Source organism: Thermoanaerobaculia bacterium (assembly GCA_035717485.1).
Lineage (GTDB): Bacteria > Acidobacteriota > Thermoanaerobaculia > UBA5066 > DATFVB01 > DATFVB01.
In genome coordinates, this window is record DASTIQ010000273.1 from 1 (window position 1) to 24,053 (window position 24,053).

Here is a 24,053-nt window from a genome sequence, read left to right on the forward strand (position 1 = left end):
AGAAGGGATCGCGCGGCTTTTCCCGCTTGAGTCGGGGAGCGGCGCCCGACATCGCCGACGCGCGCTTCTCGGCCTGCCGCACCGACAGGTCGCGACGGACGATCTCCTCCGCGAGCCGCATCTGGTCGTCCCCGGAGGCGAGCGCGCTCAAGGCCTTGGCGTGGCCGGCCGACAGCTGACCGGCTCGAATCATGTCCCGCACTTTTGATGGTAACTTCAATAGTCTCAATGAGTTAGCTACCGTCGACCGCTCCTTGCCGACGCGTTCGGCGATCTGCTCCTGGGTGAGCTTGAACTCTTCCCTCAGGCGCCCGTAGGCCGCCGCCGACTCCATCGGATTCAGGTCCTCGCGCTGGAGGTTTTCGACGAGAGCGAGCTCGAGCCGCTCCCGGTCCCCCGCTGCCTCCCGGACGACGATCGGCACCCGGGCGAGTCCCGCCGCCTTCGCCGCCCGGAAACGTCGCTCGCCCGCGAGAATCGTGAAGCCTCCCGCCGACCGGGGCGAAACCACGATCGGCTGGACGATGCCGTTCACCCGGATCGACTCGGCGAGCTCGGCGAGCCCCCGGGCGTCGAAATCGGTTCGAGGCTGGAGCGGGTTCGGATGCAGAGCCGCCAGATCCGCCTCGCGGGCGCCCATCCGGTTTTCCGCGTCCTTGCCCGGAAGCAACGCGGAAAGACCGCGGCCCAGCGTTCTGCGTTTGTCGCTGGCCATCAGCGTTCCATGACCTCCGCGGCGAGGTTCAGGTACGCCTCCGCCCCCTTCGACCGGATGTCGTACGCGAGGATCGGCTTTCCGAACGAGGGCGCCTCGGCGAGGCGCACGGAGCGCGGAATGTGCGTCCGGAAGACGCGGTCCCCGAAATGGGCCCGAATGTCGTCGGCGACCTGCCGCGCGAGGTTCGTGCGGTCGTCGTACATCGTGAGGAGGACGCCGGCGATCTGGAGCATCGGGTTCAACGTGATCTTCACCCGTTCGATCGTTTCGAGCAAATCGGTCACCCCTTCGAGCGCGAAGTACTCGCACTGGATCGGGATCAGAACGGCGTCGGCGGCGCACAGGCCGTTCAGCGTCAGGAGGCCGAGCGAGGGCGGGCAGTCGATCAGGACGTAGTCGTAGGCGTCCCGGAGCCCGTCGACGGCCTGCTTGAGCCGGTGCTCCCGATCCGGCACCTCGACGAGCTCGATCTCGGCGCCGACGAGGTCGCGCGTCGCCGGGACGAGGAAGAGATTGGGGAATTCGGTCTCGCGCACGGCGGCCGCGGGCGCCTCCCCCCGCAGCAGGTCGTAGGAGGTCGGCTCGAGGCCGGTCTTGGCGAAGCCGAGCCCGGACGTCGAGTTCGCCTGCGGATCGACGTCGACCAGGAGGACCTTCCGTTCGAGGCTCGCCAGAGACGCGCCCAGGTTGATGGCGGTCGTCGTTTTTCCGACTCCCCCCTTCTGGTTCGCGAGCGCGAAGACCTTACCCATCGAGAGGGGCATTGTTCCACGTGGAACATTTCCGGAAAAGGACGATTTCCCGCCTCTCGGACCGGGGGATCGGGAGGCGCCGTTCCCGGGCGAAACGGGGCTGGAGCTCCGTTTCCAGGCGCTCCCCGTCCGCCGTCCACGCCAGCAGCTTGCCGCGCTGCCCGAGAAAATCTCCGGGACCCACGAGTGTCGCGAGATCCCCCACGCCCCTCACGGTCGCCGCGGTGAAAGATCCGCGCCCCAGCTCTTCGAGCCGGCCGGTCTTCACGGTCGCGCGCATTCCTCCGAGCGTCCGGACCACGTGGCGCAGGAACGCCGCGCGACGCTCCCTCGGTTCGAGCAGCGTCACGTGCAGGCCGGCGAGCGCGAGGGGAACGCCGGGAAACCCGCCGCCCGATCCGATGTCCACGACGCGGTCTTCCGGGTCGAGGAGGGGCGCCCCGAGCAGCGATTCGAGCGCGTGCGCGGCGAGCTCCTCGTCCGAGAGGCGGCCCACCAGGTTCGTCGATGCGTTCCAGCGGGAGAGCTCGAAGAGGTACGCCGCCGTCCGCGGGAGGAGCGGAGTCCCGGCGGGAACGCCGAAATCAGGCGCGAGCCGTTCGAGGCACTCGAGGATCGCGCTTTCGGACACGGAACGCGAGTATAGCGACCGCGGCCGGGGTCACCCCGGGGATCCTCGCCGCTTCGCCGACCGTCCTCGGCCGGCGCCGCGAGCACTTCTCGACGACCTCCCGCGACAGCCCCGCGACGGCGGCGAAGTCGAAGCCCGGCGGAATCAGCTCCCCTTCGAGCCGGGCGATCGTCCCCGCGCGTTCCCGCTCCTTCCGGATGTACCCGTCGTACCGAACTCGTGACTGGAGGATCGCCCGCTCCTCGGACGACCAGCCGTCGAGGAGCTCCGGCCGCAGCCGCTCGAGCGTCGCCGCGTCGACGTCCTGGCGCTGCAGGTACGAGAAGAGCGTCGTCGGGCCCGCGATCGCGGGTGCGCCCGCGTCCTCGAGCCGGGCGAGCGTCGCGCGGTCGGGGCGGAGGCTCTCGGACCGGAGGCGTCCGATCGCCGCTTCGACCCTCCGTTCGGAGCGCAGCCCGGCGTCGAGCTCGGCCTCGGACACGAGCCCGAGGGCGTGGCCCACCGGGAGGAGCCGCGAGAGCACCGAATCGATCCCGAGAAGGAGCCGGTGCTCGGCGCGCGAGGTGAACATCCGGTACGGCTCCTCGACGCCCCCCGAAACCAGATCGTCGACGAGGACCCCCATGTACGCCTCGTCCCGCCGCAGGAGGAACGGATCGCTCCCGAGCAGCTTGCGGGCGGCGTTGACGCCCGCCCAGAAACCCTGCGCGGCCGCCTCTTCGTACCCCGACGTCCCGTTGATCTGTCCGGCCAGGTACAGCCGCGGCATCGGGCGGGTCTCCAGCGTCGCGTCGAGCTGGTCCGGATGGGCGAAGTCGTACTCGACGGCGTATCCCGCCCGGATCATCACCGCGGATTCGAGCCCCGGGATCTCGCGGAGAACGGCGCGCTGCACGTCCTCCGGAAGCGAGGTCGAGAGACCGTTGACGTACATCTCCTCGGAATCGAGCCCCTCCGGCTCGAGGAAGATCGCGTGCGACGACTTCTCGGAGAACTTGACGACCTTGTCCTCCACGGAGGGGCAATAGCGCGGTCCGAGGCCGGAGATCCGGCCCGCGTAGAGCGGCGACCGGTGGAGGTTGTCGCGGATGATCGCGTGCACGCGGTCGTTCGTGGAAGTCAGCCAGCACAGGACCTGCGGATTGGTAACCGTTCGGTTACGGAACGAGAAGGGGATCGGCGGATCCTCTCCCGGAGCGGGGTCGCAGCGCGACGTGTCGACGGAAGATCGCAGGAGCCGCGGCGGCGTGCCGGTCTTGAACCGTGCGAGCCGCAGTCCCGCCGCGCGGAGCGACGCCGACAGATGCACGGCGGACTTCTCTCCGACACGCCCTCCTTCGCGCTGCGCCTCGCCGACGTGCATCCGCGCCGCGAGGAACGTGCCGGTCGTGACGATCACCGCGCGGGACGAAATGCGGGCGCCGTCTTCGAGGACGACGCCGGACGCGCCTTCGCCGCTGGCGGCGATCTCGATGGCGGTTCCCTCGACGATCGCGAGGTTCGCGGTCTCTTCCAGGATCTCCCGCATGCGCCTCGAATAGAGGGCCTTGTCGCACTGCGCCCGCGGGCCCCAAACCGCGGGCCCGCGCGAGCGGTTCAGCATCTTGAACTGGATCGACGCGGCATCGGTGACGCGTCCCATGAGGCCGCCGAGCGCGTCGACCTCGCGGACGAGATTTCCCTTCGCGACGCCCCCGATCGCCGGGTTGCAGGACATCCGGGCGATGGTCTCGCGCGAGAACGTGACGAGCGCCGTCGAAAAGCCGAGACGCGCCGTCACGTGCGCGGCCTCGCAGCCGGCGTGTCCGGCGCCGATGACGATCACATCGTAACGGTCCTGCATCGGAGGGATACTAGTCGGCGAGTCCGCGAGTCGCGAGCCGAAAGTCCAGGACGGGAACCGCCGAGGAACCCGCGACGGGAGGACCCGCGACTCGCCGACGGCGCCGTCAGGCGCGCGACGGCGCCTACTTTCCGATACAGAACTTCGCGAAAATCCGATCCAGCACATCCTCCGTCGTCGACTCCCCCACCAGCTCCGCGAGCGAAGCCAGCGCGTCCTCGACGCCGAGGATCGCGATCTCGGCGGGATCGCGCCGGGCGAGAGCCGCTTCCGAGCGCGCGACGGCATCGCGGGCTCTCGACAGGAGATCGCGCTGGCGGCGCGAGACGGACTCCCCCGCGGCTTCCGGCGGAAACTCGGCGGAGAGACGGCGCCCGATCTCCTCCCGGAGTCTCGTGGCAGCGTCCTCCGAGATGGCGGAGAGTCCGATCGATCCCGGCTCGAACGGAGGGGGGGCGATATCTATCTTATTGAAAACAAGCGCCTTGATATGCGAGTCGAGGGAGCCCCAGCCGCGCCGGGCGGCGTCGTTCCAGGGGACCGAAGCGTCATGGAGCCAGATCGCGAGATCCGCTTCGCGCCCCTCGGCCGTCGCGCGCAAGACGCCCTCCGCTTCGATCGCGCTCTCCGTTTCGCGGATGCCCGCGGTGTCGACGAGCCTCACCGGGAGACCGGCGATCTCGACGTCGGCCTCGAGCGTGTCGCGCGTCGTCCCCGCCTCGGGCGTCACGATCGCGCGCTCGTAACCGACGAGACGGTTGAAGACGGTCGATTTCCCCGCGTTGGGCGCGCCGAGGATCGCGACGCGGAAACCCGAAGCGATCCGCGCCGCGAGCTCCGCTCCGCGGCACAGCCGCGCGAGCCGTCCGCGGGCCGCGGCGAGATGACGGCCGATTTCCGCCGGGTCCTCCTCCCCCGCCTGTTCCGGAAAATCGATCGCCGCCGTCCAGAGCGCGTGCGCCGTCAGCAGCGCCTCCCGGACCGGCTCGATCGCCCGCTCTCCCCCGCCGGAAAGCCGCGCGAGCGCCCCGCGCGCCGCGGTCTCCGTCGGCGCCTCGATCAGCTCCGCGACCGACTCCGCTTCGATCAGCGACAGTTTCTCGTTCAAGAACGCGCGCCGGGAGAACTCCCCGGGCTCGGCGAGCCGGGCGCCCGCCGCCTCGGCCGACGCGAGGAGCAGGCGCGCGAGAACGGGATTGCCGTGGATCGAAATCTCGGCGACGTTCTCGCCCGTGTAGGAAGCCGGCGCCGGAAAGAAGGTGACGAGCCCGCGGTCGAACGTCTTCCCCTTCGCATCACGCAGCTCCGCGAGCATCGCCGTCCGCGGCGCGGGCATCTCGGGCAGTCCCGGCGCGATCCGCCGCACGATCGCGAAGGCCTCCGTTCCCGACAACCGCGCGACCGCGATCGCGCTGCGGGCCATGGGAGTCGCGAGGGCGACGATCGTGTCCAGCTCGGACGCGCGCGGGGGTCTCATCGCTCGCGATTATCCAGCGCGCCGCCGGTGGAGGGCCCTGAATTGCTGTTACCTGCCGGGGTGCGGAAAGGTCCGGTCCCCGGGTTTCCGCTCAACCTCAAGCGCGGGGAGGCGCGAACCCGACGGGATGCGGGCGCCCAAGCCCTCGGCCGCGGCGTACCGACGCATTTGCCGCCCGTCCGGTTCGATGCATCGCCGCGCGCCTGCGCCGTCCCCCTAGCGTTTGGGGAGGATGGCCACTCTTTTGAAGAACCCCTCCCCTTCGCTCTTGGTCTCCACCTGCGTGTCGGACGACAGCGACAGGTGGACGAGGCGCCGGTCGGACGGGGACATCGGATCGAGCAGGACCTTGCGGCCCGAGAGCTTCACGCGTTCGGCCTGCCGCCGCGCCGATTCCTGGAGGATCTCCTGGCGCCGCTCGCGGAAGCCGTCCGCGTCGAGCTGCGGGAAGACCGGGCGGCCCAGTTTCTTGCCGGCGATCCGCCCCGCGAGCGTCTGCAGCCCCTCGAGGCCTTCTCCCTGCCGCGCGAGGAGATGCGGGAGGTCGTCGCCGGCGAGATCGAACGAGAGGTTCGCGCGGTGCCGCACCTCGACGCGAAGCTCCGCCGCCACGAGCAGCTCGCGCAGGACGTTGGAGACTTCCGCGATCGTCGCCTCGTCGGCGGGCTCCTCGTTCTCGGCCGCCGGCCCCGCCGCGACCGGCGCGGCGGGCGCGAATTTCACCGTGCCGTCGGTGATCAGCTCGACGACGACCTTGCGGGTGCCCCAGAACGTCTTCTTGTCCTCGACGATCCGGTACTGCAGGTCGTCGGCGGGCCGTCCCACCGCGCCGGAAGCGAGCTCCAGCGCTTCTTCCAGGGTCTTTCCTTCGTATCGCATCTCGAAAAATCCTATCCTTTCGCCTTCCCCGTTTTCAGTTTCTTGCCGCGGGCGGAGGGCGCCGGCTCGTCGCGGTACATCCGGTTGATCAGCATCTGCTGCGCGATCGTCAACACGTTCGAGAACAGCCAGTACAGGACGAGTCCCGCCGGCATGTCCTTCATGAAGAAACCCCAGAAGAGCGGCATCATCAGGAACATCTTCCGCTGCGCCGCGTCGACGGTCGACGGCGTCATGAGCTGCTGCAGGAACATCGTCCCGATCATGACGATCACGAGCACGTACGTCGGGTCCTTCGCGGAGAGGTCGTGGATCCAGAGCGCGAACGGCGCGTGCCGGAGCACGATCGCGCGCTCGAGCACGACGTAGAACGCGAAGAGGATGGGCATCTGGAGGAGCATCGGAAGGCAGCCGCTCATGGGGTTGTAGCCTTCCGCCTGGTACAGCGCCATCATCTCCTGGTTCATCTTGTTGCGCTGCTCGACGTCCATCTTCGCCTTCTTGTACTTGTCGCGGATGACGTTGATCTTCGGCTGCAGCTTCTGCATCTTCTTCATGCCGACGAACGACTTCTGCATGAGCGGGAAGAGGAGCAGCCGGATCAGGAACGTGACCGCGAGGATCGCCACTCCCCAGTTGGCGACGTACCGGTGCGACGCCTTGAGCAGCCAGATCAGGCCGCGGGCGATGATGCCGAGGTTGATCCCCATCGTGCGGAAGCTGACGGTCTCCTCGAGGTGCATCCCGAGCGACGAGAGGATGTCGAGGTCCTTCGGGCCGATGTAGAGGCGCGCGTCGAGGACCGACGGCGCGACCGCGCCCGCGCGGATCTGGACCTCCTTCTTCCCGTTCTCGTCCTCCCGGACGGGGATGAGCCACCACTGGGAGTCGCCTTTCGGGACGAGCGCGGCGAGGAAGTAGTTGTCCTCGACGCCCACGAAGCCGGGCTTCGGGAGCGGCCCCTGCTGGATCGATTCGACCTTCTGGCGCGGCACCGAGCGCGCCCGCTCGCCGTCGAAGTACACCGCCCCGGAAGCGCTCGTGAAGCGGTTCTCCTTCTCCTGCGGCGAGAGATTGCGAAGCCCGGGCCCGACCGTCACCGCGAACGGCTGCCGCCCGCCGGTGCACGCCACCCTCACGCCGACGACGTAGCCGTCGCCGAACGTGAGCGTCTTCTCGATCGACCGTCCGTCTCCCGCGAAGCGCAGCCGGACGACGTCCTGGTTGCCGTCCGTTCCGCGATCGACCACGTAGAGCCCCGTGTTCGCGGCCTGGGTGGAAGCCGCGTCCGCGCCGAAATCGAGCTCGAGCGGCAGGTCGGGGGAGTCTCCGCGGTGGACCATCTCGAGGCGGTGCCCCTGGTCGTCGTCGTACTTCTTGAGAAGGAACGAACTCACGACCGCTCCGCGGTTGTCGATGACGGCGCGATAGAGCGGGCGGTCGATGACGACCGACGCGCGCGCCGCCGCGGCGACGGGGGCCGGCGCCGTCGGGGGCGGCGGGGGAGCCGGCGAAGGCGCGGAAGGGGGAGCAGTGGCGATCGGCGTCGTCGTCGGGGCCGCCGCGGGCGCCGCCGCCGGGGTCTGCGCCGCGGGGTTCTTCGCCGGTTTGGGCGTGATCGCGTCCCAGAGGAGCAGGACGGCGATCGAGAGGGCCGCGGCGATGAGAAGGCGCTTTTCCATGCCTACTTCACCGGATCGAAGCCGCCGGCGTGAAACGGATGGCAACGGCAGAGGCGGCGCAGGCCGAGCCAGCCGCCGCGAAGGACCCCGTAGCGCGAGACCGCTTCCGCCGCGTATTCCGAGCAGGTCGGGACGAATCGGCAGGAGGGCGGGAGCAGGGGAGAGATCAACCGCTTGTACGCGCGGAGGAGCGCGAGGACGAGAGTTTTTCCGCGAGCATGGTCAACTCCTGCCGAAGCTCTTCGATCGTCGCTTCCGGGGCCCCCGGACGCGCCAGGATGCAGAGATCCCGCGCCGGGCCCGGTTTCCGCGCCTTCCGGACGATTTCCCGCAGCCGGCGCTTCACGCGGTTCCGGTGGACCGCCGAACCCACCTTCTTCGGTACCGACAATCCCCATCGCGAGCGGCCGAGCGCGTTGTCGAGCGCGAAAAGCACCAGCCATCGACCCGCGACTCGTCTTCCCTTCTTCTGGCACTCCGTGAAATCCCGCCGCTTCCGGAGCCGCCCCTCCTTCGGGAAGCGCTCCGGACGGGAGGACGGCGTCAGACCGTCAGGCGTTTGCGCCCTTTGCGGCGGCGGGCGGAGAGAACGGCGCGTCCCGTCTTCGTGCTCATCCGGGCCCGAAAACCGTGGGTTTTCTTGCGCCGGCGGTTGTTGGGTTGGAACGTGCGCTTCATGGTCTTTCCGTCCTTTTCGTGTCAAAACTCTGATTCTATGAGGCCCTCCTTGGCAAGTCAAGGATTGTGCTAAGATCCGCCGCCGAGCTTTCCACAGCTGTGGAAAACCCTGCGGAAAAAGATGAGCCGGACGGATCGCTGGAAGCAGTTTCTCTCGGCCCTCGAGCCTCAAATCGAGGAGAAGGAATTCCGCACGTGGTTCCTCCCCGCGAAATTCGGGGGTCAAAGCCCCGAGGGGGAGCGCCCGGTCTGGAAAATCGTCGTTCCCAACGCGGTTTTCGCAGATTGGATCCCTTCGCATCACTCGGCCGCGCTCCGCGCGGCGGCGGAGAAAATCGGGATCCCCGATCTCACGCTCGAGTTCGCGGCCGCCGAGACGTCGGCGGGCGCCGAGCCGCCGCCCCCTTCGGAGCCCCCTCCCGGGATCAATCCGCGATACACCTTCCAGAACTTCGTGGTCGGGTCGTCGAACCAGTTCGCCCACGCGGCGGCTCGGGCGGTCGCGGAGGCTCCCTCCCGCTCCTACAACCCGCTCTTCGTGTACGGCGGCGTCGGTCTGGGGAAGACCCACCTCATGCAGGCGATCGCGCACGAGATCCTGCGACAGAAACCGGGGGCCCGGATCCTGTACCTCTCGGCCGAGAAGTTCCTCAACGACCTCATCAACGGGATCAAGAGCGAGCGCATGCACGAGTTCCGCCGGCGCTACCGGGAGCTCGACGTGCTCCTCGTCGACGACGTGCAGTTCATCGCCGGCAAGGAAGCGACCCAGGAGGAATTCTTCCACACGTTCAACGCGCTCCACGAATCGCAGCGCCAGATCGTGCTCTCCTCCGATGCGCCGCCCAAGGAGATCTCCTCGCTCGAGGAGCGCCTCCGATCCCGCTTCGAATGGGGACTGATCGCCGACATCCAGCCGCCGGACCTCGAGATGAAGGTCGCGATCCTCCGGAAGAAGGCGGAGGAGGAGAAGGTCTTCATCCCCAACGACGTCGCGCTCTACATCGCGGCGAGCGTCAAGAGCAACATCCGCGAGCTCGAAGGGCGCGTCAATCGCGTGCTCGCGTTCGCCTCGCTCACGGGCAATCCGCTCACGCTCGAGCTCGCCAAGGAGACGTTGAAGGACATGGTCGTCTCCGAAGATCGCAAGGCGACGCCGGCCGAGATCCTGAAGGCCGTGGCGTCGCATTACGGGATTCGCGTGTCGGACCTGAAAGCGAAATCCAACGCGAAGACGATCGCCTTTCCACGGCAGATCGCGATGTATCTCTGCCGACAGCTCACGCATCTGTCCTTTCCCGAGATCGGACGCCTCTTCAACGACAAGCATCATTCGACGGTCATGCACTCGGTCGAAAAGATCCAGCGGATGTACGAAGACGACACGGATTTTCACAAGACACTCGACGGATTGAGCTCGTCTTTCCGCTGATTTTCCGGCCGCCGCGGGGGCTTCCACAGGGGAGTTTTCCACATCGTCCGGACGCCCGGAAAACGCTCCCGATTTTCCGCCGGGACCCGATGTTTTCAGCTGTGGAAAAAGGACTGGTAAATATCTATGGAAATTGAGTTTATTTGACGAAAAAATCCGCGTTCCACAAGCCTATTTCGACCATCGGATGTGATACTCTCTTTCTTCAATCAGGAGCGATATGGAACTGACAATCGAGCGCGGGAAATTCCTGGACGAGCTCCAGGTTCTGCAGGGTGTGGTAGAGCGGAAAAACACGATTCCGATCCTCGCCAACATCCTGCTCAAGGCGGAGGACGGAGGCCTCGATCTCACCTCGACGGACCTCGATCTGACGCTGCACACGCGCGTGGACGCGAAGATCAATTCTCCCGGAGGCGTCTGCGTGCCCGCGCGGAAGCTCTTCGATCTCGTGCGCTCCCTCGACGAGCCGGGGGTGAAGCTGAAGCTCCTCGACAATCACTACCTCGGCGTCACGGCGGGCTCGGGGCGATACAAGATGGTCGCGCAGCCGGCCGAAGATTTTCCGACCGTCCCGAAAGTCGAAGGGAAGGCGTCGCTCTCGGTTCCCCTCTCGACCTGGAAGACGATGACCCGGAAAGTCCTCTTCGCGATCTCCGCGGAGGAGAAGCGATTCCAGCTCTCGGGCGCGCTGCTCAAGGAGAAAGGGAAGGACCTCGAACTCGTCGCGACGGACGGCCACCGCCTGGCGCTCGTCGAGTTCCCGAAGCCGCCGGGAAAGAGCTCGCTTCCGCCGATCCTCGTGCCGAAGAAGGCTCTGACCGAGATCCTCAAGATGGACGGAGACGACGAGACGAAGCTCGAGATCCAGCACGCGGAGAACCATCTCGCGTTCACCGTCGGCGATCGCAAGCTCATCGCGCGGCTCCTCGACGTCAATTTCCCCGACTACGAGAAGGTGCTCTCGAAGGACAACGAGCGCAAGATCACCGTGTCGCGCACCGTTCTCGAGAACGCCGTTCGGCGGATCGCGCTCTTTTCCTCGGAGCGGGCGCGCGGCGTCCGCCTCGCGTTCGAGGCGAACGCCCTGACCGTCTCGTCGGCCTCGCAGGAGCTCGGCGAAGGGACCGAGACCGTGCCCGTCGAGTACGCGGGCGAGCCCCTGACCCTCGGGCTGAACGCGCAGTACCTGCTCGATTTCCTGGCGGAGGCCGAGACGGAGAACGTCCGGCTCGAAGCGAAGGACGAGAACACGCAGTGCCTCTGCCGTCCCGCGGAAGAGATTCCCGGGATCTCGAAGTACCTGTACGTCGTGATGCCGATGCGGCTCTGAGGGGGGCGTTTGCTCGAGAGCTTCTCCGCGACCGGTTTCCGCAATCTCGGCTCGGCCCCGTTTTCCTTCTCACCCGGCGTCACGCTGTTCTCGGGGGAGAACGGCGCCGGAAAAACGAACATCCTCGAGGCGATCGCCGTCGTCTCGGGCCGCCCCTCGTTCCGGAACGCGGAATCGCGCGACATGGCGCGCGAGGGGACGTTCTTCGTGCGCGCGGCCGTGCGGCGCGAGAGCGGCCCGGACCAGATCGCCGCGCACTGGGCCGCGGGCCAGCCCCGCCGCTTCTCGAAGAACGGCGAGCGCGCGACGTTCGCGGAGGCGGGAGAAGCGCTCCCGGCGGTCTTTCTCGCCCCGGAGGACCGGGCGCTGTTTCTCGGAAGCCCCGCGGTCCGGCGCCGGTTCCTCGACCGGCTCGCCGTGTCGCTGTTCCCGGCGGCGGCGGAGACTCACGATCGCTTCCGGCGCGCGCTCGCGCAGCGCAACGCGCTCCTCGCCTCGCCCTCGCCGCGGAAGGACGAGCTCGACGCGTGGACGGAGGAGTTCGTGCGGTGTGCGCAGGCGGTCGCGGCCCGGAGGAGCGAGGCCTGCGCGCTGTGGCGGGAAAAGCTCGCCGCCCGGCTCGCCTCGTCCGGAACGCTCTCGGAGCTGTGCGCCGAGCCGAAAGGGGAGCCGCCCGGGGAATACGCCGAGCGCGCGCGTTCGCTCGCTTCGCGGGAGAGGGAGCGCGGCCACACGCTCTTCGGGCCGCAGCGCGACGACCTGGAATTCACGCGCGCCGGAAAGGGTTTCGGAGCCTCGGCTTCGACCGGCGAGATCATGCGCGCGGCGTTCCTCGTGCGGCTCTCGGAAGGGGACACGGTCGCCGGAGCGCGCGGGGTGGTCCCGTTCTACGCGCTCGACGATTTCGACGCGGAGCTCTCCCCGGGCGCGGCGGAATCGCTCCTCGGCGAGCTCCCGGAGAACGCGCAGGTCGCCTTGACGAGCGCGCATCCCGACGCCGCCGACCGATGCCCGCGCCGCCCGGACGCCGTCTTCGAAGTCGTGGAGGGAAACGCGCGGCCCCGAACGATGAAGGAAAACCTGAGAAGGATCGGATGAGAACATGAGCAGCAGCTACACGACCGACGACATCAAGCTCCTCAAGGGCCTCGAGGCGGTGCGCAAGCGCCCCGGGATGTACATCGGCAACGTCGACGACATCAGCGGCCTCCACCACATGGTGACCGAGCTCGTCGACAACTCGATCGACGAAGCCCAGGCCGGCTACGCCGACAAGGTGATCGTCACGATCCATCCCGACAACTCCGTCACCGTCGAGGACAACGGCCGGGGCATCCCCGTCGGCCTGCACCGCGAGCACAAGCGGGAGACGCTCGAGATCATCCTCACGGACCTCCATTCGGGCGGGAAGTTCGACAACAATTCCTACAAGGTCTCGGGCGGCCTCCACGGCGTCGGCGTCTCGGTCGTCAACGCGCTGTCGCTGCGCCTCGAAGCCGAGATCCGCCGGGACGGCAAGGTCTGGCAGCAGGCGTACGCCCGGGGCGTGCCGGTCGCGCCGATCGCCTCGACCGGGACGTCGAAGAAGACCGGGACGAAGATCACCTTCTGGCCCGATCCCGAGATCTTCTCGATCACCGAGTTCCACTTCGAGCAGCTCTCGCAGCGCCTGCGCGAGCTCTCCTTCCTGATCCCGGGCGTGTCGATCACGATCGTCGACGAACGCACCGACAAGAAGCACGAGTTCTTCTACGAGGGGGGGATCAAGTCCTTCGTCGAGCACCTGAACAAGGCCAAGACGCCGATCCACGACAAGGTCATCTTCCTGTGGGACATCCGGGGAGGCACCGGGGATCCGAAGCGCGACGCGGACAAGGAGCGGATCGAGGTCGCGCTCCAGTGGAACGAGGGATACGCCGAGACGCTCTACGCGTTCACGAACACGATCAACAACCGGGACGGCGGAACCCACCTCGAGGGCTTCAAGAGCGCGCTCACCCGCGCTCTCCAGCGGTACGCCGACGCCAACAACCTGACGAAGGTCCTGAAGGAGACGAGCCTCTCGGGCGACGACGCCCGCGAGGGTCTGACCGCGGTGATCTCGGTCAAGGTGCGCGATCCGAAGTTCTCCTCGCAGACGAAGGACAAGCTCGTCTCGTCGGAAGTGAAGACCTGGGTCCAGCAGGTCGTCTACGAGAAGTTCGGGTCGTATCTCGAGGAGCATCCGCGCGACGCCAAGCGGATCATCGAGAAGATCGTCGAATCGGCCCGCGCGCGCGAGGCGGCCCGCAAGGCGCGCGACCTCGTCCGCCGGAAGGGCGCGCTCGATTCCGGGTCGCTGCCCGGCAAGCTCGCCGACTGCCAGGAGAAGGACCCCGCCTTCTCCGAGATCTTCATCGTCGAGGGCGATTCGGCCGGCGGCTCGGCCAAGCAGGGGAGGAACCGGCGCTTCCAGGCGATCCTCCCCCTGCGCGGCAAGATCCTGAACGTCGAGAAGGCGCGCCTCGACAAGATGCTCTCCTCGCAGGAAATCCGGGTGTTGATCACCGCGCTCGGATGCTCGATCGGCCAGGAGTTCGACGTCGGGAAGGTCCGCTACCACAAGATCGTCATCATGACGGACGCCGACGTCGACGGGTCGCACATCCGGACGCTGCTCCTCACGTTCTTCTTCCGCCAGATGCTGGCCGTCGTCGAGCGGGGCTACCTCTACATCGCCCAGCCGCCGCTCTTCAAGGTCGCCGAGGGGAAGAAGGAGGTCTATCTCAAGGACGAGCGGGAGCTGACGAAGTTCCTCCTCGCCCGGATCGGCGACGACCGGACGCTCACGCAGGCGAAATCGAAGCAGTCCGCCTCCGGCGCGAAGCTCATCGCGCTCCTCGAGAAGATGGAGTCGTACCGGACGCATCTGGCGAACCTCGAGGCGAAGGGATGGCCGGAGCCGTTCGTCCGCGCGTGGCTCGACTCGAGCCTCTTCCGGGCGGAGGACTTCTCCGAGAAGAAACGCCTCGACCTGCTCGCGCGCGAGGCGAAGGCGCTCGGCGAATTCACGCGCGCCGACGTGGTCTCCGACGAGGTCGGGGAGTCGTTCGCTCTCGAGCTGACGCGCTCGGTCAACGGCATCGAGAAGAGCTTCCGGGTGGACCCGGAGTTCGCCTCGTCCCACGAGGCCAAGCGCCTCCGCGAATCGGCGAAAGCGATCGGCACCTTCCTCGTCGGACCCTACGAGATCGCGCAGGGAGAGGAAAAGACCCTCTGCCCCACGCTCGCCGGGACGCTCGAGACGATCTACGAGGGGGCGAAGAAGGGGCTCGCGATCCAGCGGTACAAGGGCCTCGGCGAGATGAACCCCGAGCAGCTCTGGGAGACGACGATGGACCCGGACCGGCGGCACCTGCTGCAGGTCAACATCGAGGACGCGGTCGAGGCGGACGAGATCTTCTCGATCCTGATGGGCGACGAGGTCGAGCCCCGCCGAGACTTCATCGAAACCAACGCCCTCGCGGCGAAGAACCTGGACATCTGACATGACCTCCGTGCTCGATTCCGAGAAGAAGAACCCCGTCTCGATGGTCGAGGAGGTGCGCCGGTCGTACCTCGACTACGCGATGTCGGTCATCGTCGGCCGCGCGCTCCCCGACGTCCGCGACGGGCTGAAGCCCGTTCACCGCCGCTGCCTCTACGGGATGTGGGAGCAGAACAACGTCTACAACCGCCCCTACAAGAAGTCGGCGCGCATCGTGGGCGACGTGATGGGCAAGTACCATCCGCACGGCGACGCGGCGATCTACGACACGATCGTCCGGATGGCGCAGGACTTCTCGATGCGCGAGCCGCTCGTCGACGGGCAGGGGAACTTCGGATCCGTCGACGGCGACAACGCGGCGGCGATGCGGTACACCGAGATCCGGCTGACCCGGCTCTCCTCCGAGATGATCGGCGACGACATCGACAAGGAGACGGTCGACTGGGTGCCCAACTACGACGGATCGCTCAAGGAGCCGACCGTCCTCCCGTGCAAGTTCCCGAACCTCCTCGTCAACGGCTCCTCGGGGATCGCGGTGGGCATGGCAACGAACATTCCGCCGCACAACCTCGGCGAGGTGATCGACGCGACGATCGACCTCATCCAGAAGCCGGACGTCACCGTCGGGCAGCTCATGCGGAAGGTCCCGGGCCCCGACTTCCCGACGGCGGGATTCATCCACGGCGCCAAGGGGATCAAGGACGCGTACTCGACGGGGCGCGGGATCATCCAGATGCGGGCGCGCGCGATCGTCGAGAAGCAGGCGCGCGGCGAGAAGGAAGCGATCGTGATCACGGAGCTTCCCTACCAGGTCAACAAGGCGAAGCTGATCGAGCGCATCGCCGAGCTCGTCAACGAAAAGAAGCTCGAGGGGATCTCGGACCTGCGCGACGAGTCGGACCGCGACGGCATCCGGGTCGTCGTGGACCTGAAGCGCGGCGAGAACTCGCAGGTCATCCTGAACAAGCTGTACTCGCAGACGGCGATGCAGTCGACGTTCGGCATCATCTTCCTCGGGATCGTCGACGGCGCGCCCCGCGTCTGCAACCTCAAGGAGCTCCTCCAGCACTTCATCGACCATCGCAAGACCGTCGTCGTGCGGCGGACGAAATTCGACCTCCGGAAGGCCGAGGAGCGGGCGCACCTGATGAAGGGCCTCGCGCTCGCGCTCGGGAACCTCGACCTCGTGATCAAGATCATCCGGGGCTCGAAGGACCCGAAGGAGGCGAAGAGCCGCCTGATGGCCGAGGTCTCGATGGTCCGCGCGGGCCTCGAGAAGTTCGTCGGGCAGAAGATCGAGGACGAGAAGGCGAAGCCCTCCGACGTGATCCACCTCGACGACGTTCAGGCGCAGGCGATCCTCGACATGCGCCTCCAGCGGCTGACCGGCCTCGAGCGCGAGAAGATCGTCGCCGAGTACAAGGAAGTCCTCGCGCTGATCGCGCGGCTCCGGGAGATCCTCGCTTCCGAGAAGCTCGTCCGCGAGATCATCATGACGGAGCTCAAGGACATCAAGAAGGCCTTCGGCAACGACCGGCGGACCGAGATCGTCGCCGACGTCACCGAGATCGACGTCGAGGACCTCATCGTCGAAGAGGAGATGGTGATCACCGTCTCCCGCGGCGGCTACATCAAGCGCTCGCCCCTCTCGCTCTACCGCGCGCAGCGGCGCGGCGGAAAGGGCCGCGTCGGCGCGACGACGAAGGAAGAAGACGTCGTCGAGCACCTGTTCGTCGCCTCGACGCACGCCTACATCCTCGCGTTCACGTCGAAGGGTCGCATGCACTGGATCAAGGTCTACGACCTCCCGCAGCTCGGCCCGGCGACGCGGGGCAAGGCGATCGTGAACCTCCTGCAGCTCTCTCCCGACGAGAAGCTGGTCGCCCTGGCGGCGACCAAGGACTTCCCGGAAGACCGGTACCTCGTCTTCGCGACGAAGGAGGGCCTCGTCAAGAAGACCCCGCTGTCGGCGTACGGCAACGTCCGGAGCGGCGGGATCAACGCGATCAACCTCGAGGACGACGACGAGCTGCTCTCGGTCCGGATCACCGACGGCACGCGCCAGATCTTCATCGGGACGCGGAGCGGGCTCGGAATCCGGTTCCCCGAGGCCGACGTCCGTTCGATGGGGCGCGTCGCGACGGGCGTGTACGGCATCCGGTTCAAGCGCGACGAGGACTGCGTCGTCGAGATGGAGGCCGTCGAGGAGAACGGGACGATCCTGACCGTGACGGAGAAGGGCTACGGCAAGAGGAGCCTCGCTTCGGAGTACCGGCTGCAGTCCCGCGCGGGATCCGGCGTCATCAACGTCCGCGTCACGGAGAAGAACGGCCCGGTCGTCGGCATCAAGTCGGTGACCGACGAGGACCAGGTCCTCCTCATCACCGAGAAGGGGATCCTGATCCGGCTGAAGGTCAAGGACGTCCGCGAGACCGGCCGCGCCGCGATGGGCGTTCGGCTGATCGACCTCGACGAGGGAGACCGCGTCGTGGCCGTGGCGAAGCTGGCCGAGCGGGAAGAGGGGGAGGATGAACTCACCCCTTCTAGCGGCGTGTTACCGGGAGCTACGCCCTTCCTCAAAGACGAGTAGGATACCAGGCGCGGACCCTACATCGAGCGATACGGGACGATCCCGTCCCGCCGCTGACCTCAACGTACGTCAGGGTACGCCTCCGCCAGCGGCGGGCGACGATCGCCCGTCTCGCTCGCGTCTGGCCGCGCCTCATCCCGCCCGCTGAAATCGACCCGACGCGCGCTCGATGGGGGTCTGATTCAAGCGTTTGCCCGTTCAAGTCGAACCGAACGGGCGACGAGGCTCTCGTCTCGCTTCGCCTCCTGGTCGTCCCTCGACCCTAGAAGCCTGTGGAATGAGACCCTATCGAGGTGCGGCCAGACGTGCGGGAAGACGCGCGCGGCCGCGGCTTCGCGTCCCGTATAACCGCGCGTATGGTCCGCGCCCGCTGACCACCCCGTTATAGGATTCTCAGGATGAGATTTTTCCTGGAGTCAGCCCGCCCCGACGAGGCCAAAAAGGTCAAGGAATGGGGCCTGCTCGACGGCGTCTCGGTCCCGCCCGCCGCGGTCGCGGCGGAGTCGCGCGACTACCGCCAGATCGTGCGCGAGATGTCGGCGATCACCGACGGTCCCGTCTTCGCCGAGGTCGAGTCGTCCGACGCGAAGGGGATGTACAAGGAGGGGCGGGAGTACCACAAGCTCGGCAAGGACGTCGTCGTGAAGCTGCCGATGACGCCCGACGGCATGCGGGTCGTGCGCCTCCTCGCCCAGGACCAGATCGCCGTCAACGTCTCGCTGTGCTTCTCCGCGGCCCAGGCGCTCATCGTCGGAAAAGCGGGCGCCGCGTACGTTTCTCCGTTCGTCGGGAGACTCGACGACATCGGCGCGATCGGGATGGACGTCATCGAGCAGATCATCCGGATCTACGACAACTACGGCTTCCAGACGCTCGTCGTCGTCGAGTCGGTACGCAACCCCGTGCACGTGCTCGATTCGGCGCTGATGGGCGCCGACGTCGCGACGCTTCCGTTTTCCATCATCGACCAGCTTTTCCGGCATCCGCTGACCGAGAACGGTCTCGCCCAGCTCGCCCGGGACTGGGAGCCGGCGTCCCGCAAGCACTCGTGAGGATCTCGGCGGATCGCGCGCTGTATCTCTCGAGGATCCTCCAGAAGAAGCTCTCGGGGGATCCGAAACTCCTCGTGCAAGTGGACGTCGAAACCCTCCGGCGAGCGCTCGCCCGCGAGGTGGCCGAGACCGCCAAGGAGCTGGAGCAGATCGAGGACGAGGTGCGCGGAAAACTCGAGAAACGAAAGGGCGCCACCCGCGACTTCGACCTGCTGTATGCGCGGGACCTCGAAGACGCGCTCAGAAAGCACGGAGCCTAAAGGAGATCGGCGCGTCGCTTGACATCCGGCGGCACCTCGCTTAAATTGGCTCGCCAATGAGCCAATTGGTTCACGACCTCTACACGCCGATCCAGTCTGAGGATTCCCGCCCTCTCGCCGAGCAGGTCGCCGATCAGATCCGCGCGCTGATCGAGCGAGGGACCCTGAGGGACGGCGATCGCCTTCCGGCGACCCGTGACCTCGCCGAGCGCCTCGGCGTGAACCGGGGCGTCCTCCTGAAAGCGATCCGGGCCCTCCAGGCGGAAGGGGCGCTCCTGGCGCGCGTCGGGAGCGGGATCACGATCGTCGCCGGAGACCGGCAACCTTCCGCCGGGTGGGACCCGCCTCTCTCTTCGGCGATCTCGCGGATCTCCGAGTCGGAGACGCCGCCCTCCGGAGAGCCGATCGTCGCGGACTTCTCGCGTCTCGCCCCCGACGACCGGTATTTTCCCTACGACCGTTTCGCCGAGCTCCTCGCCGAGACGGGGCGGCATCACCGCGAGCTCTGGCAGTACGCGGACCCCCACGGTCTCCCGGAGCTCCGGGCCGAGATCGCCCGGCGCCTGGCCGAGTCCGGCGCGCCGTGGGCGGAGGAGAACGTTCTCGTCACCTCCGGCGCCCAGCAGGGCCTCGATCTCCTCTTCAAGGCGCTCGTCGATCCCGGGGACCTCGTCGCGGTCGAGTCCCCGACCTACCCCGGAATCGTCCCGCTCCTGCGCTTCTACGGCGCGAGAGTCGCCGAGATCCCGGTCCACGGAGAGCGCCGCGATCTCACGGCGCTCTCCGGCCGGTCGGTGAAGCTCATCTACGTGATGCCGGAGCGGCACAACCCGACCGGCGTGACGATGGATGCGGAAGAACGCCGGCGGTTCCTCGACGCGGCGCGCGCCACGGGCGCCGTCGTCGTCGAGGACGGATACGACGCCCCGACGTCCGGGCTTCCTTCGCTCTCCGCCGCCGATCCCGAGCGCGTCGCGACCCTCGGTTCGTTCTCGAAGGAGCTCGTGCCGGGGTTCCGACTCGGCTGGATCGCCGCCGACCGGCGGATCGTCCGCGCGCTCGCGCTCGCCAAGCAGGCGACCGATCTGCAGACGCCGCTTCCGATCCAGGCCGCCGTCCGCGCGTTTCTCGCGGAAGGCGCCGACCGGGTCGTTCGGGCGCGCCGGGCGGAGCAGACCGAGGCGCGGCGCCGGGCGCTCGTCGCCTCGCTCGCCCGCGTCCTCCCGGAGATCCCGTATCTCGGCGGGACGCCCGGACAATCTCTCTTCTGGCTGAAGCTCCCGGCGGGGACGAGCGGCCGCGAGGTGGCGCGTCGGGCCCGCGCGAACGCGGTCGCGGTCTCGCCCGGCATCGATTTCGATCCGCTCGGCCGCGACGTCGCGGCCCTGCGGCTTTCGGTCTCCCGGGTTCCCGTGGAGGCCGTTCTCGAAGGAGTCGCGCGTCTGGCGCGCGCGTTGTGGCAACGGGAGTCCCGCCCGGCCGGGCCGGTGGCGATTCCGACGATCTGAAGGAGGGGACCGATGGAGCCGAGGGAAGATTTCCGACTCAAGGTGGGACTCGCGGAGATGCTGAAGGGCGGCGTCATCATGGACGTCGTCAACGCGGAGCAGGCGCGGATCGCGGAGGACGCCGGGGCGGTCGCCGTCATGGCGCTCGAGCGGGTGCCGGCCGACATCCGGAAGGAAGGGGGGGTCGCGCGGATGTCGCCCGTGTCGAAGGTCCGCGAGATCCAGCAGGCGGTCTCGATTCCGGTCATGGCGAAATGCCGCATCGGCCACATCGCCGAGGCGCGGATCCTCGAAGCCCTGAAGGTCGACTTCATCGACGAGTCCGAGGTGCTCACGCCCGCCGACGAAGAAAACCACGTCTACAAGCACGATTTCCGCGTGCCCTTCGTCTGCGGCTGCCGGAATCTCGGAGAGGCGCTCCGGCGGATCGGCGAGGGCGCGGCGATGATCCGTACCAAGGGGGAGGCGGGAACGGGCGACATCGTGCACGCCGTCAAGCACCTCCGGCAGGTCAATCGCGACATGAAGATGCTCACGACGCTGACGCGCGACGAGCTGATGTCGGAAGCCAAGCGGCTCGGCGCGCCGTTCGAGCTCGTCGTCGAGGTCGCCGAAAAGGGAAAGCTCCCCGTGCCGAACTTCGCCGCGGGGGGGATCGCGACTCCCGCCGACGCCGCGCTCTGCATGATGCTCGGCGCCGAGGCGGTGTTCGTCGGCTCGGGAATCTTCAAGTCGTCGGACCCCGCGGTCCGCGCCGCGGCGATCGTCAAGGCGACGACCCACTGGAAAGACGCGGGCGCGCTGATCGACGCCTCCGCGGAGCTCGGGGAGGCGATGAAGGGAATGGACGCGGCGTCGCTTCCGGAGTCGGAACGGCTTCAGACGCGGGGATGGTGACACCTCGAGTTCCGGCCCGCTCGCGCGATCGGGAGGGGGAGAGTCAGGAAGGTTCGTCCTCGGCGGGAACGCCCGCTTCGCGCGGCGAGGGTCGGCCGAAGGACGGCGGAAACGGCGCGAAGAGACCCGTGGGGGTGCTCGCCATCCAGGGGGACTTCGCGCGTCACCGGGAAGCGCTGACGCGGGCGGGGATCGAGAGCCGCGAAATCCGGCGGCCGGAAGAGCTCGCGTCGGTCTCCGGTCTCGTTCTCCCGGGCGGGGAATCGACGACGTATCTGAAGTTCTTCGAGCGGGAGCCCGGCTGGCGGGAGGCGCTCACGGGCTTCGCCGAGAGCGGGCGCCCCGTCCTCGCGACGTGCGCGGGGTTGATCCTGCTCGCGTCCCGCGTGGACAACCCTCCCCAGCCGTCGCTCGGCGTGCTCGACGTCGACGTCGTCCGGAACGCCTACGGGCGGCAGCTCGACTCCTTCATCGGCAGCGCGTCGGGGGGAGAGGGGGAGCCGATCGAGGCGGTCTTCATCCGCGCCCCGAAGATCGCGCGCGTCGGCCCGGGCGTCGAGGTCCTCGCGCGCGAACGGGAGGATCCCGTTCTCGTCCGCGGAAAAAACGTCTACGGCGCCACGTTTCATCCCGAGCTCTCCGCCGATCCTTCTCTCCACCGGCGGATCTTCGGCGAGTGAACGCCGACGAGATCCTCGAGGCGCTCGCTCTCGAGAGACGCCGGCCCGATCTCGCGTCTCTTCGCGACCTCTTCGACGCCTTCAACCGCGCGGTGCCTTTCGAATCCGCCTCCAAGATCGCGCGGGACGCCGAGGTGCCGTCCATCGCGGACAAGCTCCGCGTCACCGAACTCTTCTGGTCGGATCACCTGGAGCTCGGGACGGGGGGGACGTGCTTCGCCCGCGTGGCGGCGTTCGCGGCGCTCGCGGAAGCGCTCGGTTTCCGGCCGGCGAAGATCCTCGGGGGAATCATGGGGCCGCGAAACCACGCGTCCGTCCTCTTCGACATCGACGGACGCACGTGGCTCGCCGATCCGGGTTATCCGCTTCCCTCGCTTCTTCCTCTCGAGAGCGCGTCGCTGGACACGCCCGTCGGATCGCTCGAATTCGCCGTGTCCGGGAAGGCGGCCGTCCTCCGCTTCGTGTCCGGGCCCGAGTACGGCCGCGTGATCGATTTCGCCTTCGATCCGGTTTCCGAGGAGGAGTTTCGCGCGGCGTGGGAGAAGACGTTCGTCCGCACGTCGCTCTTCCTCCGCGAGGTCGTCGTCCGGAAACCGGACGGTCACCGCGTGCTGCGGTTCTTCCGCGGCGCGGTGGACGTGTCCGACGCCCATTCGCGGACGCGCCTTCCTCTCCTGGGCGGACGCGCGGCGAAGCTTTCGTCTCTCTTCGGGATCGATGCCGGCCTCCTCGCCCGCGCGCTTTCGATCACCGGCGATCGCGCTCCGGAGCGCACGACCGCCCGGGTCGAAGCCTACGCGGAGGGACCGGAGTCCGAAGCCCGATTCCGGGCTCTCTCGACTCCCGGCGGATACCGGCGTTTCCTCGCCGGACTGGGAAGCGTGGAGATCGAGGGAGCAGAGGAAGGGCGCTGGCGCGCCGTGGTGCGGCCCGAATCGGGAGAGACGGTCGCCGAGGACGTCGAAGCGAGCGGAGATCTCCTCCGGATTCGCCGCGCGGGCGGTCTCGCCGAGTCGGGGTTCGAGCTCGACCGGTCGGCGGGCGAACCGCGACTCGTGCGGTTCGCGGAGCTTCCGGACGCGCGCGAAGAGTTCCTGAGGGTGGACGCGGGGAGGGGACGGATCGCGGGGATGCTCGCGATGGATCTCCTGGCGCTCAGCCGCCTGTAGCCGGCGCGGACCGTCCATCGAGCGATACGGGACGATCCCGTCCCGCCGTGCCTCAACGTCATCGGGTTCGAGGAAAACCGCGGCCGTGTCCACTCACCTCAGTGCGCCCGCACCCCGTGAGCGTCTCACTCGCTCCGCCCGGTCAGAACCGCAGCACTTGTCCCTGTCTGACGAACCGCAGCCGCGGGTTCTTGAGCGCCCGGACCTCGCGGCGGATCGCGGCGGCCGAGGGCGGTTTCATGTGGTAGAGGTAGACGGGCACGTTTCCTCCGCACTTGGCGATCTCGGCCTCGAGCAGGCGCGGGATCAGGTGCTTCGAGGCGAGGGCGACCGCCTCCTGGCCGTTCGAAAACGACACCTCGAGAAAGATCGCCTTCAGGTTCTTCGCCGATTCGGCGAGCTTCCACAGGGCCCGCGTGGGTCCCGTATCCCCCGAAAAGAGCACCGACGCCGACTTCGAGGAAACGAGATACCCGAACGTCGGCACGATGTGGCTGACCGCGACGGGCCGGAAGGAAAGGCCGGCCGCCCGGTAGGCGCCTCCGCCGGGGATCGGGTGGAAGCGGACGGTCGCGCGGCGGCGCGACGGGAGACGCGTGAAATCGGGCCAGAGCGCGTCGTTGAAGAGATGGCGGCGGAGCGCCGACAACACCGGCGCCGGCGCGGCGATCTCGATCGGCGTGCGCCGTCCGAAGACGTTCTCGAAGAAGAAGGGGAGGGTCGCGACGTGGTCGAAATGGGCGTGCGTCACGACGACCCGGTCGATCCGGCGCTGCTCGGCGATCGCGAGCACCGGAGTGAGCGCGCCGGCGTCGAGCGCGGTCGTGTCGTTGAGGAGGAACGTCGTCATCCGGCAGCCGGGGGCGGAGCCGCCGTAGGGTCCGACGACACGGATCCGCAGACCGCCCTTCGCTTTTCCCCGACTGATCAAGCGCGCGAAATTGTA

22 protein-coding genes are annotated in these 24,053 nt (G+C 67.8%); 11 read left to right on the forward strand and 11 right to left on the reverse strand.

Translation table 11 applies throughout. The features are described from left to right. From VFS34_14200 to rpmH, 10 genes are all read right to left on the reverse strand, one after another. A partial coding sequence (locus VFS34_14200) for a ParB/RepB/Spo0J family partition protein (GenBank protein ID HET9795601.1) occupies nt 1-715 on the reverse strand: 715 nt, incomplete at its 3' end. After that, complete coding sequence (locus tag VFS34_14205) at nt 715-1,470, reverse strand: AAA family ATPase (protein ID HET9795602.1); 756 nt, start codon at nt 1,468-1,470, stop codon at nt 715-717. The genes VFS34_14205 and VFS34_14200, both read right to left, overlap by 1 nt. After that, nucleotides 1,463-2,101, reverse strand: a complete 639-nt coding sequence (locus tag VFS34_14210; protein HET9795603.1) for an RsmG family class I SAM-dependent methyltransferase — start codon at nt 2,099-2,101, stop codon at nt 1,463-1,465. The genes VFS34_14205 and VFS34_14210 overlap by 8 nt, the downstream gene beginning before the upstream one ends. Further along, entirely contained in the window at nt 2,055-3,944 is a 1,890-nt protein-coding gene (mnmG, locus tag VFS34_14215) for a tRNA uridine-5-carboxymethylaminomethyl(34) synthesis enzyme MnmG (protein HET9795604.1), read from the reverse strand. Before mnmG ends, VFS34_14210 begins: the two co-directional genes overlap by 47 nt. A gap of 124 nt (nt 3,945-4,068) precedes the next feature. After that, on the reverse strand, nt 4,069-5,421 hold the full coding sequence (gene mnmE, locus VFS34_14220; GenBank protein HET9795605.1) for a tRNA uridine-5-carboxymethylaminomethyl(34) synthesis GTPase MnmE: 1,353 nt from the start codon (nt 5,419-5,421) through the stop codon (nt 4,069-4,071). 216 nt (nt 5,422-5,637) lie between these two features. Then, nucleotides 5,638-6,300, reverse strand: a complete 663-nt coding sequence (locus VFS34_14225; protein HET9795606.1) for a R3H domain-containing nucleic acid-binding protein — start codon at nt 6,298-6,300, stop codon at nt 5,638-5,640. Between the two features lie 11 nt (nt 6,301-6,311). Then, a complete protein-coding gene (gene yidC / locus VFS34_14230) occupies nt 6,312-7,982 on the reverse strand; it encodes a membrane protein insertase YidC (GenBank protein HET9795607.1) in 1,671 nt (556 codons plus the stop codon). Between the two features lie 2 nt (nt 7,983-7,984). After that, nucleotides 7,985-8,152 carry a membrane protein insertion efficiency factor YidD gene (yidD, locus tag VFS34_14235; protein ID HET9795608.1) on the reverse strand — a complete coding sequence of 56 codons (168 nt, stop codon included), beginning with the start codon at nt 8,150-8,152 and terminating at the stop codon, nt 7,985-7,987. Next, a complete protein-coding gene (gene rnpA, locus VFS34_14240; GenBank protein ID HET9795609.1) occupies nt 8,149-8,529 on the reverse strand; it encodes a ribonuclease P protein component in 381 nt (126 codons plus the stop codon). Before rnpA ends, yidD begins: the two co-directional genes overlap by 4 nt. Continuing rightward, nucleotides 8,526-8,660 carry a 50S ribosomal protein L34 gene (rpmH, locus tag VFS34_14245; GenBank protein ID HET9795610.1) on the reverse strand — a complete coding sequence of 45 codons (135 nt, stop codon included), beginning with the start codon at nt 8,658-8,660 and terminating at the stop codon, nt 8,526-8,528. The genes rnpA and rpmH overlap by 4 nt, the downstream gene beginning before the upstream one ends. 121 nt (nt 8,661-8,781) lie before the next feature. Between rpmH and dnaA the strand changes: the two genes are divergently transcribed. From dnaA to VFS34_14300, 11 genes are all read left to right on the forward strand, one after another. Continuing rightward, complete coding sequence (gene dnaA / locus VFS34_14250) at nt 8,782-10,092, forward strand: chromosomal replication initiator protein DnaA (GenBank protein HET9795611.1); 1,311 nt, start codon at nt 8,782-8,784, stop codon at nt 10,090-10,092. 220 nt (nt 10,093-10,312) lie between these two features. Then, the gene (gene dnaN, locus VFS34_14255; protein HET9795612.1) at nt 10,313-11,425 is read left to right on the forward strand and encodes a DNA polymerase III subunit beta; all 1,113 of its coding nucleotides are present in this window, start codon (nt 10,313-10,315) and stop codon (nt 11,423-11,425) included. Nucleotides 11,426-11,434: 9 nt separating this feature from the next. Further along, the gene (gene recF, locus VFS34_14260; protein HET9795613.1) at nt 11,435-12,523 is read left to right on the forward strand and encodes a DNA replication and repair protein RecF; all 1,089 of its coding nucleotides are present in this window, start codon (nt 11,435-11,437) and stop codon (nt 12,521-12,523) included. Between the two features lie 4 nt (nt 12,524-12,527). Next, nucleotides 12,528-14,951, forward strand: a complete 2,424-nt coding sequence (gene gyrB, locus VFS34_14265) for a DNA topoisomerase (ATP-hydrolyzing) subunit B (GenBank protein ID HET9795614.1) — start codon at nt 12,528-12,530, stop codon at nt 14,949-14,951. A gap of 1 nt (nt 14,952) precedes the next feature. Then, complete coding sequence (gyrA, locus tag VFS34_14270) at nt 14,953-17,541, forward strand: DNA gyrase subunit A (protein ID HET9795615.1); 2,589 nt, start codon at nt 14,953-14,955, stop codon at nt 17,539-17,541. 398 nt (nt 17,542-17,939) lie between these two features. Next, entirely contained in the window at nt 17,940-18,593 is a 654-nt protein-coding gene (fsa, locus tag VFS34_14275; GenBank protein ID HET9795616.1) for a fructose-6-phosphate aldolase, read from the forward strand. Then, nucleotides 18,590-18,853: a DUF507 family protein gene (locus VFS34_14280; protein HET9795617.1), complete on the forward strand. Its 264-nt coding sequence runs from the start codon at nt 18,590-18,592 to the stop codon at nt 18,851-18,853. Before fsa ends, VFS34_14280 begins: the two co-directional genes overlap by 4 nt. 56 nt (nt 18,854-18,909) lie before the next feature. Next, nucleotides 18,910-20,361, forward strand: a complete 1,452-nt coding sequence (locus tag VFS34_14285) for a PLP-dependent aminotransferase family protein (GenBank protein ID HET9795618.1) — start codon at nt 18,910-18,912, stop codon at nt 20,359-20,361. A gap of 12 nt (nt 20,362-20,373) precedes the next feature. Continuing rightward, nucleotides 20,374-21,258: a pyridoxal 5'-phosphate synthase lyase subunit PdxS gene (gene pdxS, locus VFS34_14290; GenBank protein ID HET9795619.1), complete on the forward strand. Its 885-nt coding sequence runs from the start codon at nt 20,374-20,376 to the stop codon at nt 21,256-21,258. Between the two features lie 128 nt (nt 21,259-21,386). Continuing rightward, entirely contained in the window at nt 21,387-21,938 is a 552-nt protein-coding gene (gene pdxT / locus VFS34_14295) for a pyridoxal 5'-phosphate synthase glutaminase subunit PdxT (protein ID HET9795620.1), read from the forward strand. Further along, nucleotides 21,935-23,107 (forward strand): arylamine N-acetyltransferase, encoded by a 1,173-nt coding sequence (locus VFS34_14300; protein HET9795621.1) that lies wholly within the window; start codon nt 21,935-21,937, stop codon nt 23,105-23,107. Before pdxT ends, VFS34_14300 begins: the two co-directional genes overlap by 4 nt. A 142-nt stretch (nt 23,108-23,249) precedes the next feature. Here the strand turns inward: VFS34_14300 and VFS34_14305 are convergent, their stop codons facing one another. Then, the gene (locus VFS34_14305; GenBank protein HET9795622.1) at nt 23,250-24,038 is read right to left on the reverse strand and encodes a 3',5'-cyclic-nucleotide phosphodiesterase; all 789 of its coding nucleotides are present in this window, start codon (nt 24,036-24,038) and stop codon (nt 23,250-23,252) included. Nucleotides 24,039-24,053 lie beyond the last annotated feature (15 nt).

Coding starts and splice junctions, on each gene's coding strand:
- VFS34_14205 (HET9795602.1), bottom strand. CDS start 1,470: ATGGGTAAGGTCTTCGCGCTCGCGAACCAGAAGGGGGGAGTCGGAAAA.
- mnmG (HET9795604.1), bottom strand. CDS start 3,944: ATGCAGGACCGTTACGATGTGATCGTCATCGGCGCCGGACACGCCGGC.
- mnmE (HET9795605.1), bottom strand. CDS start 5,421: ATGAGACCCCCGCGCGCGTCCGAGCTGGACACGATCGTCGCCCTCGCG.
- VFS34_14225 (HET9795606.1), bottom strand. CDS start 6,300: ATGCGATACGAAGGAAAGACCCTGGAAGAAGCGCTGGAGCTCGCTTCC.
- yidC (HET9795607.1), bottom strand. CDS start 7,982: ATGGAAAAGCGCCTTCTCATCGCCGCGGCCCTCTCGATCGCCGTCCTG.
- rpmH (HET9795610.1), bottom strand. CDS start 8,660: ATGAAGCGCACGTTCCAACCCAACAACCGCCGGCGCAAGAAAACCCAC.
- dnaA (HET9795611.1), top strand. CDS start 8,782: ATGAGCCGGACGGATCGCTGGAAGCAGTTTCTCTCGGCCCTCGAGCCT.
- dnaN (HET9795612.1), top strand. CDS start 10,313: ATGGAACTGACAATCGAGCGCGGGAAATTCCTGGACGAGCTCCAGGTT.
- gyrB (HET9795614.1), top strand. CDS start 12,528: ATGAGCAGCAGCTACACGACCGACGACATCAAGCTCCTCAAGGGCCTC.
- gyrA (HET9795615.1), top strand. CDS start 14,953: ATGACCTCCGTGCTCGATTCCGAGAAGAAGAACCCCGTCTCGATGGTC.
- fsa (HET9795616.1), top strand. CDS start 17,940: ATGAGATTTTTCCTGGAGTCAGCCCGCCCCGACGAGGCCAAAAAGGTC.
- VFS34_14285 (HET9795618.1), top strand. CDS start 18,910: ATGAGCCAATTGGTTCACGACCTCTACACGCCGATCCAGTCTGAGGAT.
- pdxS (HET9795619.1), top strand. CDS start 20,374: ATGGAGCCGAGGGAAGATTTCCGACTCAAGGTGGGACTCGCGGAGATG.